Origin of the sequence: Brevibacterium sediminis (assembly GCF_013623905.1) — a bacterium.
GTDB lineage: Bacteria > Actinomycetota > Actinomycetes > Actinomycetales > Brevibacteriaceae > Brevibacterium > Brevibacterium sediminis.
In genome coordinates this window covers 40,496-57,032 of sequence record NZ_JABKDD010000020.1, presented here as the reverse complement: position 1 = coordinate 57,032, position 16,537 = coordinate 40,496, and the positions used below count along the sequence as shown (strand labels likewise).

Genomic DNA, 16,537 nt, shown 5'->3' with positions numbered 1-16,537 from the left:
GTACAATCTCTTTGCATCCAACGCATTGTTGCCATCTGACAAGTGACTATTAGAGGGTTGCATGAAGTGTGGGCTGAGTAGCCCCCACTGTTTCCTATCCCAGCGTAGGAAGTAGTCTTCCGCCGCTCGAAGTACATCGCAAACGGAGGTGGCCGGGGTGCATTCGTACGGCTCGAACTGGTCGCGTCTTGCTTTGGCTTCCTGCATTTGGCGGTATTGCTGAACTACCTCTTCTATTGACGGTTCAGGTGGTGCGCTCGCCTGCTCGGCTTCTTTGAGTTTCGCATCCGCCCAGTCGCCAATTGCGAAGAGATGGTTCCACGCTTTAGTGGAAGCGAAGGAGTTGTCGAAGTTCGTGACCATGCCATGCATAATGCCGTGCCTATACAGGTCGCGGACCTCTTTAGTCACTGTCTTCTTACACGATTTGGTGAAAGTCTTATGCGCATTGGTCAGACCCATGTGGTGTCCGACGATACTGTTCCAAGCGAACATCTCCTCCACGCTTCTCGCGTGCAGGCCCTTGCGAGTCTGCTTATCGAGGTCGTTCACAAAGCCGTCCATTACGGCGATAAGCACCAATACAACACTGTAGTGTCTTCCGCACTTGTAATCCTCAAACGCCGACCGAAGCAGTGGCAGACGCGGCTTCATTGCTTCGAATCTCGCCAGACGCTTCAACCAAAACTTCACATGGTCGTCTGAACGATAGTAGGTAATCAGCGCCTTTTCTACGTCGTCCGTGTCATCCTTCTCAACGATCGATTCAACAGTTTCCAGGCTTAGATCGCTGGAGAAGATCCAGTTCCGGCTTCCAAGCTTTTCGTAGAACGCGTCAACGAGTAGCGCGATGCGATTGCTCTCGGCACTGAGGTCCTTCAAGTCTCTTTTGAGCTCAGCTTGCTTGACGACCGGAGCAACATTGATCAGCTCCTGCATTCCTCTAATGTTCTGCTCCATCTCCCGGAACGTTGGGAGGTCGCGAGCAGAGGAATATGGCTCCTGTGGCGTATCCGCGGCATTCATGTGAGGAGCCTAACTCGCACTACTGACGCGAACTTCAGGGATCGCGGTTATTGGATGTGCACGTTTAGATTTCGCCGTACCTCCCTCGAGGCGGCCCTACCCCGTACATCCACGACAGTGGCGTACGGGGTTGGGTTGGTTCAGCGCGGGATAGTGCGCAGGCTCAGCTGCTAGGCTCACCCAGCCCCGCCGGCCCCTTCCGCAAACCGCACAAAGTACTCCAGCGCCTCGAACGAATCCACCGCATCCGGATTCGCCACCTTCTCCAACGAATGCCCTTGGATGAGCCGTTTCACCGGGACTTCGAGCTTCTTCCCCGTCTTCGTGTGCGGAATGGCAGGGACCGCGATGATGTCATCGGGCACGTGCCGCGGCGACGCCTTGGACCGCAGCTCCGAAACAATCCGCGACCGCAACCCTGAATCCAACGAAACCCCCTCAGCCAACACGACGAACAGTGGCATCCAGTACCCGCCGTCGGGCTGCTCGGCGCCGATGACCAGGGATTCGGCCACCTCGGGGATGCCGTCGACGACGTCGTAGATGTCGGCGCTGCCCAGGCGCACGCCCTGCCGGTTGAGGGTGGCGTCCGAGCGGCCGGAGATGATGACGCTGCCGTGGTCGGTGATGGTGATCCAGTCGCCGTGGCGCCAGACTCCGGGGAACATCGAGAAGTACGTGTCGCGGTAGCGTTCACCGTCGGGATCGTTCCAGAACTTCACCGGCATCGATGGCATCGGTGCAGTGATGACCATCTCGCCGACTTCGTCGACAAGCGGCTGACCGTTATCGTCCCAGGACTCCAACGCCACACCGAGGACAGGCCGTGAGAGTTCACCGGCCCAGATCGGACAGTTCGGGGCGGATCCGGCGAATCCGCTGACGACGTCCGTGCCGCCGCTCGTCGAGGCCAGTTGCACGCGCTCGCCGACGGCATCGCGGACCCATGGGAAGCAGTGGGAGGGCACCGGGGCGCCGGTGGCGCCGATCGTCCGCAGCGCGGAGAGGTCGAACTCCTTGCCGGGTTCGATCCCAGCCTTCATCCCGGCTAGGAAGATCCCGGGACTGACCCCGAGCACATTGGCCTTCGTGTCCGCGGCGATCTCCCACAGCCGGCCTGGCCCCGGATAGAGGGGACTGCCGTCGAAGCACACCGTGGTCGCACCGCCCACCAACGCCGAGGCGACGAGGTTCCACATCATCCAGTTCGTGTTCGTGTACCAGAAGAACCGGTCACCCGGCCGGATGTCGAGGTGGAGACCCAGCAGGCGCAGGTGATCGATGACGACCCCGCCGTGGCTGTGCACGATCCCCTTGGGAATCCCCGTCGTGCCCGAGGAGTACAGCACCCATAGCGGGGTATCGAAATCGACGCGCGCGAACTCGGGTTCGGCATTCCCGGAGGCGATATCGTCCCAGGCAATGAGGTTCGTGATCTGACCATGTTCGTCGATGAATTCCTCGCCGAGGTTGCCCACCCCGACTACGGCCTGCAGGCTCGGCATCCGGTTGGCCAGGCTAGCGACCTGGTCGCGGCGGTCGAAGGCCTGGCCGTTCCACAGGTAGCCGTCGGCGGCGAAGAGAATCTTCGGTTCGAGTTGGCCGAGTTTCGTCGCGGCACCTTCGGCCGCATAGTCCTGAGCGCAGGCAGACCAGATGGCGCCGACGGAAGCGGTCGCGAGGAACGCGATGAGGGTGTGGTGGGTGTTCGGGAGGTAGCCGACGACGCGGTCGCCTTGTTCGACTCCTTGCTCACGCAGCCAGGCGGCGACGGATCCAACTTGGCGACGCAGCTCGCGCCAGGTGGTCTCAAGATGTTCGCCGGATTCTTTGATCGTAATAATGGCTGGTTCGTCATCAAGGCCGACTCGCAGAGCGTGTTCGGCGTAGTTCAGCCGAGTGCCGCGGAACCAGGTGGCGCCAGGCATGGATCGGTCGGCGAGCACTTCGGTGTAGGACTCATCGGCGATGACGTCGAAGAAGTCCCAGACCGCGCCCCAGAACCCGTCGAGGTCGTTCACCGACCAGTTCCACAGATCGTCATAGGAGGCCAAGCTTTGGCCGGTGCGCTGATTCGCGAAGTCGATGAAGTCGGCGATCTGCGGTCGCGGGGTCTGGTCAGGGTCGGGAAGCCAGATCGGTTCGGCGGTCAATTCTTCTCCTCAGCACAGCGGTGGGCGGCATCGATAGCGGTCTCCACCAGCTGAAACGAGGCACACTCATTCCGCGGGGGAGACGTTGAGTCCACCTTACGCTTTGGTGCTCTGCCGAATTGACGTCTTCACTCTTCCGTCGGATCGTGTGGCGTGTGCGGCGACCTTCCGACCACATGCCATTGTGTTTCGCAACTTTCGTAAATATGATGTTGGTGCTTGGTTGGGGACGGGAGGGAACATGGTCCAATCGGATGCTGTCTCAGCGCCTGCAGAGGGCAGCGCCGAGGCCGGCAAGCTGGCAGCTGTTGTTGATTTCATTGCGCATAAGCAGCGACGCGAAGAAGGGCCTTCGGCCCGCTATTTCCTGACCACAGCTGATGGCACCGACCGAGTGGAGCTGACGGATGAGCTGTTCGATGTGTTGAAGCGTGCTGCGGAGGGGCTACGCCAAGGGCAATCGGTCAGCCTTCTCCGCCGCGATCAGGAGATCACCACCCAGCAGGCAGCTGATCTGCTGGGGCTGAGTCGACCAACTGTCGTCAAACTCATCGATGCAGGCGAACTCGAAGCCAATGTCCCCGGTTCGGTTCGGAGGAAACTGCGATTGGCTGATGTTGTGGCTTACCGGGACCAACTTCATATCGAGCGATCGGACTACATTGCAGACAGCTCCTACGAATACCAGGACGTCAGCGACGCAGAGAGCGCGGAAGCCCTGTCCGAGATTCGACAAGAACGCAGAACGCAACTGCGCCGCTGAGAAATTCTCAGCGGCGCAGTCGGCGCGTAGGTGGGTTTAGGCTCAGTCCCACACCCCACGCGTATCGTGGACGATCTTCTGCGTGAGCAGGGTCCGGTCGATGCGGGTGAACTCATTGTGGTCGACGAGCAGCAGCACGATATCGGCAGCGCGAATGGCTTCGTTCACCTCAGTGAGCGTGACGTTCTCGCGTTCCTCAAGTTCCGAAGGCAGGTTGTCGATATTCGGCTCGACCGCCATGATGTTCGCGTCGGGGAGCGCATCGGCGAGCTGGCCGACGATCTGCCGGGCCGGGCTCTCGCGCAGGTCGTCGATGTTCGGCTTGAACGCCAGACCAAGTGCCGCGATCTGCACATCTTGGATGCGACGAGCCTGGGGGAGGAGCTTGTCGAGCACATACCCGGGCTTCGAGTCGTTGACTTCACGCGCGGTGCGGATCAGTGACGACTGCTCGGGAGCGGTGGAGACAATGAACCACGGGTCGACAGCGATGCAGTGGCCGCCGACACCGGGGCCGGGCTGCAGGATGTTGACGCGAGGGTGGTGGTTCGCGAGCTTGATGAGCTCCCAGACGTTGATGTCGAGTCCGTCGGAGATCACCGACAGCTCGTTGGCGAAGGCGATGTTGACGTCGCGGTAAGCGTTCTCGGTCAGCTTAGCCATCTCCGCGGTACGAGCATCGGTCATGAGGAACTCGCCCTCGCAGAACAGCTCATAGAGATCGCGGGCACGTTCACCGGCATTGCCGTTGAGGGTGCCGACGATGCGATCATTCGTCCGCAGCTCGATCATGATCCGGCCGGGCAGCACCCGCTCAGGGCAGTGCGCGAAATAGACAGTCTGTGCACTGCCGGGTTTGAGCGTGAGATCCGGGCGTTCCTTGATGATCGTCTCGGCCAGGAACTCCGTTGCTCCGGGAGGCGAAGTCGATTCGAGAATGATGAGCTCATTGCCCTCGAGCAGGGGTGCAATCTGCTTACCCGCAGTCTCGATGTAAGACAGGTCCGGTTCGTGCCCGTCCTTGAACGGCGTCGGCACGGCGACGATGTAATTGTCCGCGTGCGGAGTCTCGGTCGTGGCTCGCAGGTAACCCTGAGAGACGACACCGGCCACCGTTGTCGCCATATCCGGCTCCACAAAAGGAACTTTGCCGGCGTTGATCGTGGCTACAGCATCGGCGTTGATGTCGACACCGACGACCTCTGCGCCCGAACTGGCCAGAACAGCTGCGGTCGGAAGACCGATATAACCGAGGCCGATGACGGCGACGGAAGGGCGTTGAGAGGTGGCGGTGGGCGGCATGTGTGCGATGCTCCAAACTCGAGATGAACGACTACTGATGTTACCCGAGAGCTTCTCGAGGCAACCTGACCACAATGACTCATGAAATGACCGCTGACGTGACTTCATCATCAACTTTGAGTGAATGCGCTGTGAAGGTCTTCTGATTCGGTCAGCGAAGGTGGGTTCGTCATGATGAGATGAATGGAGTCGGTATGTCCAAGTTCTGCAGAACTGCATACCATTACCCACATCGGCATTGAAGCGAGAACCCTGCCTCGCCGAGGCGGCCCCCGTGGTTCTCCCGACCAGGAGTTCGTGCGTGACCCCCACTGTCCTCACCGTCTTCGGCACCAGGCCGGAAGCCATCAAGGTGGCCCCTCTCATCCGGGCGATCGAATCGAGTGCGACCCTGCGCTCCCGCACCGTCGTCACCGCCCAGCATCGTGAGATGCTCGACCAGGTCAACGATCTGTTCGGAATCGTCCCGGACGTGGACCTCAACATCATGTCCCAGGGGCAGACTCTCAACGGGATCGCCTCCCGTGTCATCGGGGAACTTGACTCCGTATTGGAAGACGAGGCACCTGACGCCGTGCTCGTCCAAGGCGATACGACCACGGTCATGGGTGCCTCCATCGCCGCCTTCAACCGTGGCATCCCGGTCATCCACCTCGAGGCCGGACTGCGCTCGGGGAACCTGCTCAGCCCCTTCCCTGAGGAAGCCAACCGGAAGCTGACCAGCCAGATCTCCGCACTCCACCTGGCCCCGACCGTACGGTCACGTGACAATCTGCTCGCCGAGAGCTTCAATCCGGCCGACGTCGTCGTCACCGGAAACACCGTCATCGACGCCCTCCACCTCGCCGTCGACATGAACGTGGCCCCGGCCGACCCGGTCGTCGCCGACTATGTCGCCTCCGACCGCCCGAAACTGCTCGTGACGACCCACCGTCGGGAGAACCTCGGCTCGTCCATGGAGGACATCGGAGACGCGCTGGCCCAGCTCGCCGCTGCCCGACCAGAACTGTTCATCCTGCTACCGGCCCACCGCAACCCGCTCGTGCGCGAAGCCGTTCTGCCCAGAGTCGAGAAGTTCGACAACGTGCTCGTCACCGAACCGCTGTCCTACGGCGAATTCACCACGGTCATGGCCGTCTCGGACGTCGTCCTCACCGACTCCGGCGGTATCCAGGAAGAAGCCCCCAGCCTCGGCAAGCCCGTCCTCGTCATGCGTGAGAACACCGAACGTCCCGAGGCGGTCACCGCCGGTTCGGTCAAACTCGTCGGCACCGACACCACTGTGATCGTCACCGAAGTCTCCCGACTCTTCGACGACGCGCTCGCCTACGAAGCCATGGCCAAAGCCGTCAACCCCTACGGTGACGGACGAGCCGCCGCCCGGTCGGTCGCAGCCATCGAATCGCTGCTCGGCGTCGGCGACCGCATAGCGGAATTCGCCCCAGACGTCGCCTTCGCTGACTGACGGCGACGATCGTGGCAGTTCAAACGCACACCGTGCTGGTGACCCGCATGGGTGTGGGCATCTTCGACCCCGTCTGGTGGCGAACCCGCCTCGGACTTTTCAGCAGCATCACCGCCGCCAGCGTGGCCGCGATGGGCGAACGAGACCTGGTGTGGGCCATCCTGCTCGACTCGGACCTGCCGCCGGACATCCTCGGCGATGTCCACGACGTCATCGATGATCACGGACTCACCGACACGGTTCGCTTCCACTTCGTCCCGGATCACTCCCGCCTCGGCGACGCCGTGCGCGCGGCGCTCAAGGCGGAGACGCACCCGAAGCGTCCCCTCCACGCCCAGCTGCTTGATGACGATGATGCGATCTCGGCCCGATTGCACGACGCCCACCTCGAGGCCTTCGAACCGGATGTGGCCGGGGCGCAGGTGGCCACAACCGCGAAAGGCGTCGGCATCGACGCACCGCGCGGCAACCGAGGCGAGCTGATCTACCCCAGTCACGTCCCGAACTCGACCTTCTTCGGCTCAGCGGCCGACGTCGGTGACCTCATGCTCTCCTCCCACCGGAAATGGCTGACTACCGCGGTTCAGCGCGGGGGACTGGCCCACCGAGTCGAGACCGACACCGATGACTGGCTCTACCTCTACCATCGGCAGGGCGAAGGGGACTACGACTCGCGGATCGCCCAAATCGGCGACTCCATGCGCCCGCTCACCCAAGCGGATCTCAACCCGTTCGGCATCGACCTCGAAGCGTTCCGAGCCAGCGTCGTCGAACACGAAGCAACCCCGGAGACGATGGGTCTGACGTGGCGTCGCACCCAGCCGCAGCAGTACGCTCTGCTCGATCTGCACCGTCGGACGCGCAAGCTCAAGCAGAAGTGCATCCGCATCAACTCCGACATCTTCGGACAGAGCGAACCGTTCTTCTACCTGCGTTCGCCCCTGCCCGGCAAAGCCCGGAAAGCCGGCGCCACCGACCTCATCGGAGTCGGCACACCCGGAAGCCGCATCGAACTCTGGTTGAAGGGCAAAAACGACTTCAAGCACATGGGATCGGCAGAATGCGCCGAGGACGGCAGCTGGTCGATTCGCCAGAACTTCCGAGCGTCGAAATGGTCGGTCGAACTGCGTCAGTTCTCCGGAGACACCGCGGCCAATACGCTTCCGTTCCGCCTCACTATCACCTGAGGGTTCTCAGCTGCCGACGACGTCCTTGAGGATCTTGCCCAACAGTGCACGCTTCGGCGGAACATGGCCTTCACCGGCATCGACGAGGTGGGACTCCACTTTGTGACCTTCCGGCAGCACATCGAAGAACGGCGCATAGTGGTGCTCCATGTGATCGCTGTCGCCGGAGTTCTGCACATAGAGCACCGAATGGGTCACAGGACGACGGTAGAGCTCGATGACATCGGTGCACACCGGCAGCTCGCCGACGGGCAGTCCGTCCCACGCATAGTTGAGGTACCGGTTGACGATGACCGGCACATAGTTGCGGATCGTCGTCTGCGGGTTGACCGGAACAGCGATCGACCCGGAAAAGTGCGTGGAGTAATAGAGAGAGGCGAATCCTCCACCGGAAGCACCGAAGAGTACGAGCCGACGATCCGGACTGTCGAATCTGGAGATGATCTCAGTCAATGCGTCCTGCAGCTTCGGCTGCCGACTGCTGCCGGCGTACCAGCCGAGCTTGATTCGGGAATCGACGTAGAGAGAAGGGTCGCTGATGAACAGACGATTCGCAGCGACGTCTTCGGAGAACGTGGCCCCGGAGAACACCGGATATCGACGCACCGCTTTCGTGATCGCGGCATGGAAGAAGACGACGGTGGTGTCGAACCCGCGATCGTCATAACGCAGATCGATGGGGACGTCATCGAGCATGATCGTGTACGTCGTCGAGGCACCCGGCTGGGGCCCGGTGAACGCCGCCACCGATTCGACGTGGTGATGTCCCTCCTCGGGGATGGTGCGCTCGATCATCTCTTCAACTCCTCGGGTCGTTCTCAGCGCAGCTCTGCGCCGGGTGCATTGCCATCTGAGCGGCTGTCGGCGTCGCGCAGATCGTGCACTGCCTGCAGCACTTGGGACAGCGATTCCTTCTGCGCGCGTTCGAGCCCTGCCCGATAGAGCAGCGCCAACGCCTCGATCCTCAGTGCAGACGTGTCGAATATCGTCGTCTCCTGCGAGGCGATCGCCTCGGCGAACCAGCGACGGACTAGGGTTCTGTTCGCCCGGATCCGATTGTGAATCTCGTCGATGGAGCCGCGGACCGTGGACAGCGCCGCGTCGACTTCGTCGCGCACTGCCGAAATGCTGCGGTCATCCAGACGCACGGCGCAGTCAGGAAATTTGAGCAGCTCGAACAGCCCGGGCATCTTGTGCCCGTGCGTCTCCGAATACACGCCCACGGTCGGCACCGCCTGAGACGAGGCGAGGATGACCGAATGGAAGCGAGATGTCACCAATGCGCCGAGGCGGCCGAGCTCGTCGACGAACGACCGGAATCCGGCCGGATCGATGAGTTCGACCCTGTCCGAACCGGCGATCTCGATAAGATGGTCGGCGACCGCCGTGGAGATTTCCCGGTCGGCTCGGGTCTGAACGATGACCTTCACCCGCCCTCCGTCGGCCAGATGGGCTTCGGCCACCGAGGTGAAGAGTTGGAACGCCTGAGAGCTGCGGAACTGCGATTCTCGGAGTTTGTTCTGCACAAATGCCGAACGACGGGGCCCCGGACGGATTCCCATGTCCTCGGGCCGCAGGACGATGCCGAGGACATCCTCGTCGCGATTCTCATCCTCTTGAGCCCGAAGACCCGGCACGAAGAAGCCGGGATCCAGGAGGACCGGAAGCTCCTGACCGAGGTCGGGCGACTCGAGTCTCCGGGACTCGAGATCACGGTAAGCTGCGGCGTCGACGCCCTGGTGGAGGAACTCCTCGAGCGCGGTCCCGAACGATGTGCGGAACGGGCCGACGGTCGACGGCAGCAGGACGACTGGTTTCTTCAGCGACTGCGCGGCAAGTGCCGGGAGGATCCTCCACACGAGGTCGATGAGGTTCTCTCCGGTCGCCGACTCGAAGAGATGCTCGCCGGCGTTGAGGACGACGAGGTCGACATCGGCCATACCGACATCTTCGGCGAACTGGTGCGGATGAGCGACATAGTCGATGAGCAGTTCGACCTCGTCACGGCCACCGCGTGCACGGCCGTCAGAGGGAACGATCAGCTGCTTCGTGCCCTTGAGGGTGAAGCCCGCCTGCCTGCGGAACTGGTCCGAAGGAGCGAGGAGGACAGCCGTCGAGCCTTCGATGTCGACCTCGGCCCGGCGCATCAGTTCGAGGGCACCGGCATTGATGGCGAGGTCGCCCCAGTTCGAGGCGACATGCCCGTAGAACAGCATCGTCCGTGTCATGACGTCAGCCTATCGAGCGCCGATCCCATGACCGCACCGACCGCCGACCAGCTGCGCTCCGATTCCGTCCATGCGGCCGCGGCCTCCACCCGTGACAGCGTCGCGGAAGGATCCTCGATGACTGCGCTGATCGCCTCGGCGAGAGCCTCGACGTCACCGCTGGGCACAACGAGACCGCGCCCGCCGTATCCGGCGATCTCCGCGAGAGCCGGGACGTCGGAGACGATGACGGACTTCTTCGCCGCCATCGCTTCGAAGGGTTTGAGCGGCGAGACTGCACGGGTCGCTGGGGTGAGCAGGCGCGGATAGGCGCAGACATCGATGACCGAATAGAGGTCGGCGACCTCGTCATGAGGGACGCGCCCGGTGAAGGCGATAGTCGATTCGTCGAGGCCGAGATCGGCTGCCAGCGACCGAATCCGGGTCGACTCTGCGCCGTCTCCGACGAGCAGCGCGCGCACCTGGACTCCGCGGCTGCGGACCAGAGCGATGGCACGAACGAGGATGTCGAGACCCTCGTAGCCGACGAACGTGCCGATGTATCCGATGACCGGGTCGTCGGCGCTCCAACCGAATCTCGAGAGCACCTGCGGGTTCTTCTCCGCAGACGCGAACTCGGCCGTATCGACGGCATTGGGCATGATGCCGATCGGGCGTCGAGTGTGCACTCTGTCGCTGATGATGTCGCGCATCGCCTCGGTGATGGTGAGGACTTCGTCGCAATGCTCCAACACTGCGTTCTCCAGCACCACGGTGCGTGCACGACGGCCCTCCATCCGGGCGGTGTTCGCGGCCTCGTAAACGAGTTCCCACATGCCCGAGACCTCGTAGACGACGGGCAGGCCGAAGCGTTTGGCCGCGATGAGCCCCGGCAGAGCCGAGACATAGGTCGAACGCAGATGGACGGCCGACGGTCGTTCACGGCGGATCACCTCAGCGAAATGCTCGATGGCCTCGCGCATGTACGCGAACTCACCGTCGGAGCGGGCGGAATCGCTGCCCAAGCGCAGGTAACGGATCCCATCGTGGATCACCTCGGCGGTCGCCCCCGGCCCCAACGAGTTCGCGGCCTCGGGAAAGCCCGGACGGGTGAGAGCGATGACCTCGAAGTTGTTGGCAGCGATGGTCTTGAGGACGCTGTGTGCGCGAACCGCGTAGCCGCCGCTCTGGTCCGGTGCGCTCGCGTGGAGGATGGTGAGGATCCTCCCGGGTACGGGCTCGAACGGCACCGAGGTGTTCTCGGACACGGATTCGAGCTCGCGCAGCATCGCCGAGGCGGCTGCGGACTCGCTGATGAGAGGCCGGTCCGCGGCGGATGCGATCGCGGACTCGGCAGTGTCGGCGACCTCGTCGAAGCGTCCGGTTCCGAAGAGAGCACGGATGCGTCGCGCGCGGTAGACCTTCCCGCGGTCGGAGGGCGGCACGGTATCGGCGAGAGCCATGGCCTCAGCAAAGAAGCCGGTGGCCAGAAGGTGTCCGGTCAGAATATTGCGAACCGGAGCGTTCTGCCGTCGCGTTCCCCGGAACCGCAGCTGCCGGGCGAACGCTCTGGTCGCAGAGGACAGGGGCAGCAGTCGGGATGATTCGATCCGAAGAGAGTCGACGACCGTGCGTACGTGTTTGGCCAGCACAGGTGACTCGACGATGGTCGTCAGCCCGAGGGCGGCTCCCAGCGCTTGGATATCGACATCCGTCGGTAGGACGAGGTCCGAGCTCGGTCCGGCGTCGAGCAGTTCGGAGCCGCGGATCGAGATGATCGTCTGCTGTCCTGATCGGTTCGGTGTGAGCAGAATGACGCGAGCCCGATCGAGGAGAGGCCGACCCACCGAGTCAGAGGTCGACAGTGCTGCCGCGACAGACTCGGCGACGAGGATCGGTACGACGGGCAGGATCGCGAGGGTCTCCAGCACCGGTGTCAGCGCTTGGCGAGCGAACTCAGTCGGCGCAATCCGGATGCAGACGACGTCGTGCTGAATGCCGACGGGGGTGTCATCGAGGGCGCACACAAGTTCGGCGAGCCAGTCTGCATTCGCATCGAGAGAGCGGGTGACGGCACGCAGCTCGTGTTGAGCCGCTGGCTGCACATCCGACCCTGTTGACTCGAGCGTGGTCGTCCCGTCAGCAGCGATGGTCAGATCGAATGATCGGCGGTCGCCCTCACCGAAGTTGCTGTTCGGAGCATCCTGCATGAGGGACTCCAACCGTCTCCTCTGCCAGGGCTTCGCCCCTGTCGCGACCGCTTGATCGGCCAGCAGACGTGCCAGCTGGGCACGGCCGTTGCTGGCCAACAGGTCAGCCACGAACCGCGATCGCAGCGATGAACCTTCGGCCACCGCAGTGTGGAAGAGAATCCGGCAGACCGTTGCCGAAGACGTCAGACCGTTGAGCACGGAGCTGATCTTCCGCGCGGCCGTCTCCAGGTCATCGGAATGCTCGGACAGCAGTCGAGCGGCAGCTGCGATGCCGTCGACAATCGGATTCTCAGCGGGAACGCGGACGGTTCGGCTGCTCTCACTCGCCGAGTCGACAGCAGGAACGGACTCCAACACAGGTTCAAGTGCTGTTTCACGGGTGTCGACCTCGATGCGTTCACTCATCCGCGGCCTCGCTGACGATAGCGTTGACGGCCGCGGCGGTGGCGGCTTTGGACAGTGGATTGTGACCGCCGCGGACGTCGGAATACAGCGATACATCAAAACAGGATCGTTCACCGGACTGAGCGGGCAGAGCGTCGACAAGCGCGGGCAGCTGCGCGAGGGCATCGTTCTCGCTGGCGGCATTGAGCAGGCAGCGAGTTCGGGGGATATGCCCGAACTCGGCGAAGGCGTGAGCGGTCGATGTTCTGTCCGGGAAGTTCTCCGAAGTGTCCTCCGGAGTCGCACCCTCATAGGACTGGCGGGCGATCGTGGTGACGTAGACCGGGATGTACTTCGTCCAGTCGATCTGCGGGTTGTTCACCAGGGCACGGCTGCCTTCGTCGCGGGCGGCTGCTTGGAGAGCCTGGAAGCCTCCCGCGCTGGTCCCGAAATACAGGCGAGCAGCCGACGGAACCTCGAGACACTCTGCGACGAAACGGGCCGTCTGGGCCATTGCGGGCAGCGCAAAGCGGCCGGGAGCTCCTTGCCCCCATCCGATGCTGATCTGATTGTCCGTGCGCAGCGTCGGATCGGAGATGAAGAGGACATCGGCGTCGAAGTCGTCGACCCAGGTCCGCCGTTGGAAGATCTCCTGCGGATCCTTCCCCGGAGTCCTCCGGACTGCTCCGTTGAAGGCGATGACGAGCCGGCCCGTCGGCTCGTCCCTCGACCACAGGAGCGCGGGAACCGTCACCGTTCCGGCGTGGAAATCGAAGCGTTGGAAGAGACCGGGGCGTCGTTCGATGCGGTCTCCGGGCAGCAACGTGCCCAGTCGCTCGAATGGGGGCTCTTCGCTGAGTGCGACCTCAGACATGTGTGACGGCATGGAGTTCGGCGAGCTCGGCGTCCTTCCACGATGTCTTGCCGTAGAACCGCGTGAGTCGACGGATGAGGCTCTTGCACTCATCGATATCCTCGTCGGCGGCGAACGCGAGCTTCTGGACGAACCATCCTTTGACGAAGGGTTCGAGCCGTTTGGCGTTGTAGTCCTCGAGCAGACCGACCTCGCGCAGCCACGCAGACCGGTCCTCCTCCAAGGGCAGATACTTCTCGTAGAAGCGCGGGCCGATGGCATTGACCGTCGAGTTCGTCACCGCCGCATAGTAGGTGTGGATCGGAGTCGACGTCAGCCCGATCCGGCGGGCGTGGAAGAGCATCTGCTGAAAGAAGTAGGAGTCCTGTCCCACGGCGCCGATCGGCTGATAGATGCCGAGGCTTTTCAGCCACTGAGCGTCGGCCACGAGTGCCTGGATGCTCATCGGCTGGAACTTCACTCTAGAGAGCGCATCGTCCTCGAGGACACCCTCCTCGCCGACGACCGGACGCAGAATGCCCGCGTTCTTGACCATGATCCGGTTGTGCTTGAACCGCATCATATTGCCGATGGCGAAGTCGTATCCGTGCTCTTCGACCATCTCGAGCAGCAGCGCAAAACCGTCGTTCGTCTGCTCATTGTCCGGATCGAGATACGTCACGTACGGAGTGCGGGTGAGTTCGAGCCCCTTGTTGCGTGGACGCGAAGCGCTGCCCGACCCGCCGGCAGGGAAGCGGTGGACTCGAACATTGGGATAGGCGCGGTCGAGTTCGTCGAGGACCGCCGGCGTTTCGATGTCGGTGGAACCGTCGTCGACGAGGAGGACCTCGCAGCGGTCGAAGATCGATGACCGGCGCAGGGATTCGAAGCATTTGAACTTCAGATGCGGACCGTTGTTGTAGACGGGAACGATCACGCTGATTTCGGGTTCTGCCGTGACCTCGATCGTCTCGACCCGCTCGACAGCGAGATCCGAGGCGATCGCCAGCGTCCTGCGCTCAGGTCCGACACCGTCACCGAGGCGGCTTCCGGCCGGGAACCACGTGACGGTGATGCGCTGGTCGGAGTCGACCGGATCGACAAATTCGTAGAGAGGCTCGGTCGTATCGATCGGCAGAATCCGGACCTCGTCGACGTCGGTGAAGCGGAATGCATTCACCGCGTCCTGCACGAGGTGAGGACCGAAATCGGAATCCCCGGTCAGGTCGATGACGACGTCGCCGTCAGCGCCGGCGACCCGGTCGGAGTCGTGTGGAAGAACCTCCACCGGACCCGCATACGACTGGGCCAGGCGGAAGGTGTCGAAATCCGATTCCGTCAGTCCGGTGACGTAGACCGTGTGATCGGGAGAACCGGAGTCCAGTCCCATCTCCTCGGCGATCGTGTCGATACGGTCGAACGCGGTGTTGGCAGTGAAAGCGGCGCGGATTCCCGCCACTTGAGCTTCTCGGATGCTGTGCTGTGTCAGCGCCCGGTACGTCTGCTCCATGTCGAGAGCGGAGTCAGGCATGCACACCTGCGGATAGAGGGAGTTCACGCCCGCGTTGTAGTTCGAGACGATGAACGTTCCCATCGCCTGCAGCTCGATGATCCGGTTGGCGTACATCGACTGGGAGTTCACAACGGAGTTGAGATTGATGCCCACGGGCAGAAGCCGCTGCAGATCGAACAAAGTCTCGTGATCGATGGGCCGGTGCAGATGCGGCAGATACCGTTCAGGGAAGAGATAGCGTTCGGCCTTCGCGAACTTCTCGGTGTCGAGTTCGAGGTTGCGGTCGACGATCGTGAGATCCGCTCCGGCCGACAGCAGTCCGTCGAAGATCCGCTGGGCGGATGATTTTCGCTCCGGATACTTGTGCTCGAACCAGGAGCCGGCGAAGACGAACTCGCGACCGGAATGGCGCATGCTGCCGAGCGGATGATGATGGACGAAGTTCACCGCGAAGGGCAGAACAGTCACGGGCACTTCGTGGTGGAGGTACTCACGGTAGCGAGGTACGCATTCGACGGCGCTGGTGAACACGTGGTCGGCGAATTTCGCCAGGGGAGCGAACTGTTCGTAGTTCGGTGGATCCTCCTTCGAATAGAAGGCGATCGGGATCTCGTTCGCGCGGGCGAAGGGAACGACCTTCGACTCGAGGATCTGACGTGCAGGGGAACCGGACAGGGCGACATTGAACCATTCGTCAGCGAGCCCGCGCCAGGCCGAGGTGATGAGCAGCAGGTCGATATCCGCCATGTCCTGCTCGTAGGTCTCAGGATTGATCGGCACCACATGAGCCGCGTCCTTGAGCGAGTCGAAGAGGAACCGGTCGGCGATGATCCCGATGCGCAGCTTCCGGCGAGTATCCCAATGCTGGCCGGAGGTTGTCGGCAGTTGCTGAGACTCTTTGATGAGGGCTGAGATCTTGCTTTCGACCGGGGCTGCGAAGGACCGGTGGCGCTCAATGTACTCCTCACGCGATTCGGCCAGGTCGATGTAGGGGTGCCGTCCGAGCAGTCCGTCGATGAAATAGTCCGACTGCGTGTGCACGCCGAGCGACTTCTGGCGCGTGCGGGTTGCCTTCAGTTCCTTGATGCGGGTGTCGAGAGCGGCCTGCCGCTTCTTGATATCGGCGTCCTTCATTGCTGACCACCCTTCTGCTGGGAGGTGCCGCGCTGCGGACGGCGCAGGCGCCAGTAGGCGCGCTGAACCTGCATGGCTTTGGAGCCCAGCAGTCGTTCGAGTCGTTCATTGACCGAGGCGAGCTTCGCATCCCGTTTCGCGACTTCGTTCTTCAGCCGCTCGATCTCCTTCTCGCGCTTGTTGATGCCTCCCAGCAGCTTCGACTCCCGGTCGTAGGCGCTGATGAGTTCCTTGGCGAGTTCGGCATTGAGGGACGAAGTCTCATCAATGACACGAGAGACGTTCTCGCGGACGGAGTCGAGGTCCTCGGTTCCGGTCGTGGTGGTCTTCAAATGGG

The 16,537-nt window shown here is 62.5% G+C and carries 12 protein-coding genes; 3 read left to right on the top strand and 9 right to left on the bottom strand.

Annotated elements, in window-relative coordinates; translation table 11 throughout:
* Nucleotides 1-1,026 (bottom strand): hypothetical protein (locus HK108_RS17110; protein WP_181272402.1); only part of this gene is annotated, 1,026 nt, incomplete at its 3' end.
* A 176-nt stretch (nt 1,027-1,202) separates the two neighbouring features.
* Entirely contained in the window at nt 1,203-3,179 is a 1,977-nt protein-coding gene (locus HK108_RS17105) for an acetoacetate--CoA ligase (protein WP_181272401.1), read from the bottom strand.
* A gap of 241 nt (nt 3,180-3,420) precedes the next feature.
* Here HK108_RS17105 and HK108_RS17100 point away from each other — a divergent pair, with 241 nt between their 5' ends.
* Nucleotides 3,421-3,942, top strand: a complete 522-nt coding sequence (locus HK108_RS17100) for an excisionase family DNA-binding protein (RefSeq protein WP_181272400.1) — start codon at nt 3,421-3,423, stop codon at nt 3,940-3,942.
* A gap of 42 nt (nt 3,943-3,984) precedes the next feature.
* Here HK108_RS17100 and wecC read toward each other — a convergent pair whose 3' ends face one another.
* Nucleotides 3,985-5,244, bottom strand: a complete 1,260-nt coding sequence (gene wecC / locus HK108_RS17095) for a UDP-N-acetyl-D-mannosamine dehydrogenase (RefSeq protein WP_181272399.1) — start codon at nt 5,242-5,244, stop codon at nt 3,985-3,987.
* Between the two features lie 301 nt (nt 5,245-5,545).
* Between wecC and wecB the strand changes: the two genes are divergently transcribed.
* Both wecB and HK108_RS17085 read left to right on the top strand, forming a co-directional pair.
* Nucleotides 5,546-6,709 carry a non-hydrolyzing UDP-N-acetylglucosamine 2-epimerase gene (gene wecB / locus HK108_RS17090; protein ID WP_181272398.1) on the top strand — a complete coding sequence of 388 codons (1,164 nt, stop codon included), beginning with the start codon at nt 5,546-5,548 and terminating at the stop codon, nt 6,707-6,709.
* Between the two features lie 11 nt (nt 6,710-6,720).
* On the top strand, nt 6,721-7,896 hold the full coding sequence (locus HK108_RS17085) for a glycosyltransferase (protein WP_181272397.1): 1,176 nt from the start codon (nt 6,721-6,723) through the stop codon (nt 7,894-7,896).
* Between the two features lie 6 nt (nt 7,897-7,902).
* On the opposite strand, the gene HK108_RS17080 is transcribed toward HK108_RS17085, so the two are convergent.
* Genes HK108_RS17080 through HK108_RS17055 form a run of 6 tightly spaced genes read right to left on the bottom strand, consistent with a single transcriptional unit; the run spans nt 7,903 to nt 16,532 of the window.
* Nucleotides 7,903-8,691 (bottom strand): hypothetical protein, encoded by a 789-nt coding sequence (locus HK108_RS17080; RefSeq protein ID WP_181272396.1) that lies wholly within the window; start codon nt 8,689-8,691, stop codon nt 7,903-7,905.
* A gap of 23 nt (nt 8,692-8,714) precedes the next feature.
* Nucleotides 8,715-10,124: a polysaccharide pyruvyl transferase family protein gene (locus tag HK108_RS17075; protein WP_181272395.1), complete on the bottom strand. Its 1,410-nt coding sequence runs from the start codon at nt 10,122-10,124 to the stop codon at nt 8,715-8,717.
* The gene (locus HK108_RS17070) at nt 10,121-12,721 is read right to left on the bottom strand and encodes a glycosyltransferase (RefSeq protein ID WP_181272394.1); all 2,601 of its coding nucleotides are present in this window, start codon (nt 12,719-12,721) and stop codon (nt 10,121-10,123) included. Before HK108_RS17070 ends, HK108_RS17075 begins: the two co-directional genes overlap by 4 nt.
* Nucleotides 12,714-13,574, bottom strand: coding sequence for a hypothetical protein (locus tag HK108_RS17065; RefSeq protein ID WP_181272393.1), 861 nt, complete (start codon nt 13,572-13,574; stop codon nt 12,714-12,716). Before HK108_RS17065 ends, HK108_RS17070 begins: the two co-directional genes overlap by 8 nt.
* Entirely contained in the window at nt 13,567-16,200 is a 2,634-nt protein-coding gene (locus HK108_RS17060) for a glycosyltransferase (protein WP_181272392.1), read from the bottom strand. Before HK108_RS17060 ends, HK108_RS17065 begins: the two co-directional genes overlap by 8 nt.
* Nucleotides 16,197-16,532, bottom strand: a complete 336-nt coding sequence (locus HK108_RS17055; RefSeq protein ID WP_181272391.1) for a hypothetical protein — start codon at nt 16,530-16,532, stop codon at nt 16,197-16,199. Before HK108_RS17055 ends, HK108_RS17060 begins: the two co-directional genes overlap by 4 nt.
* Nucleotides 16,533-16,537: the final 5 nt, after the last annotated feature.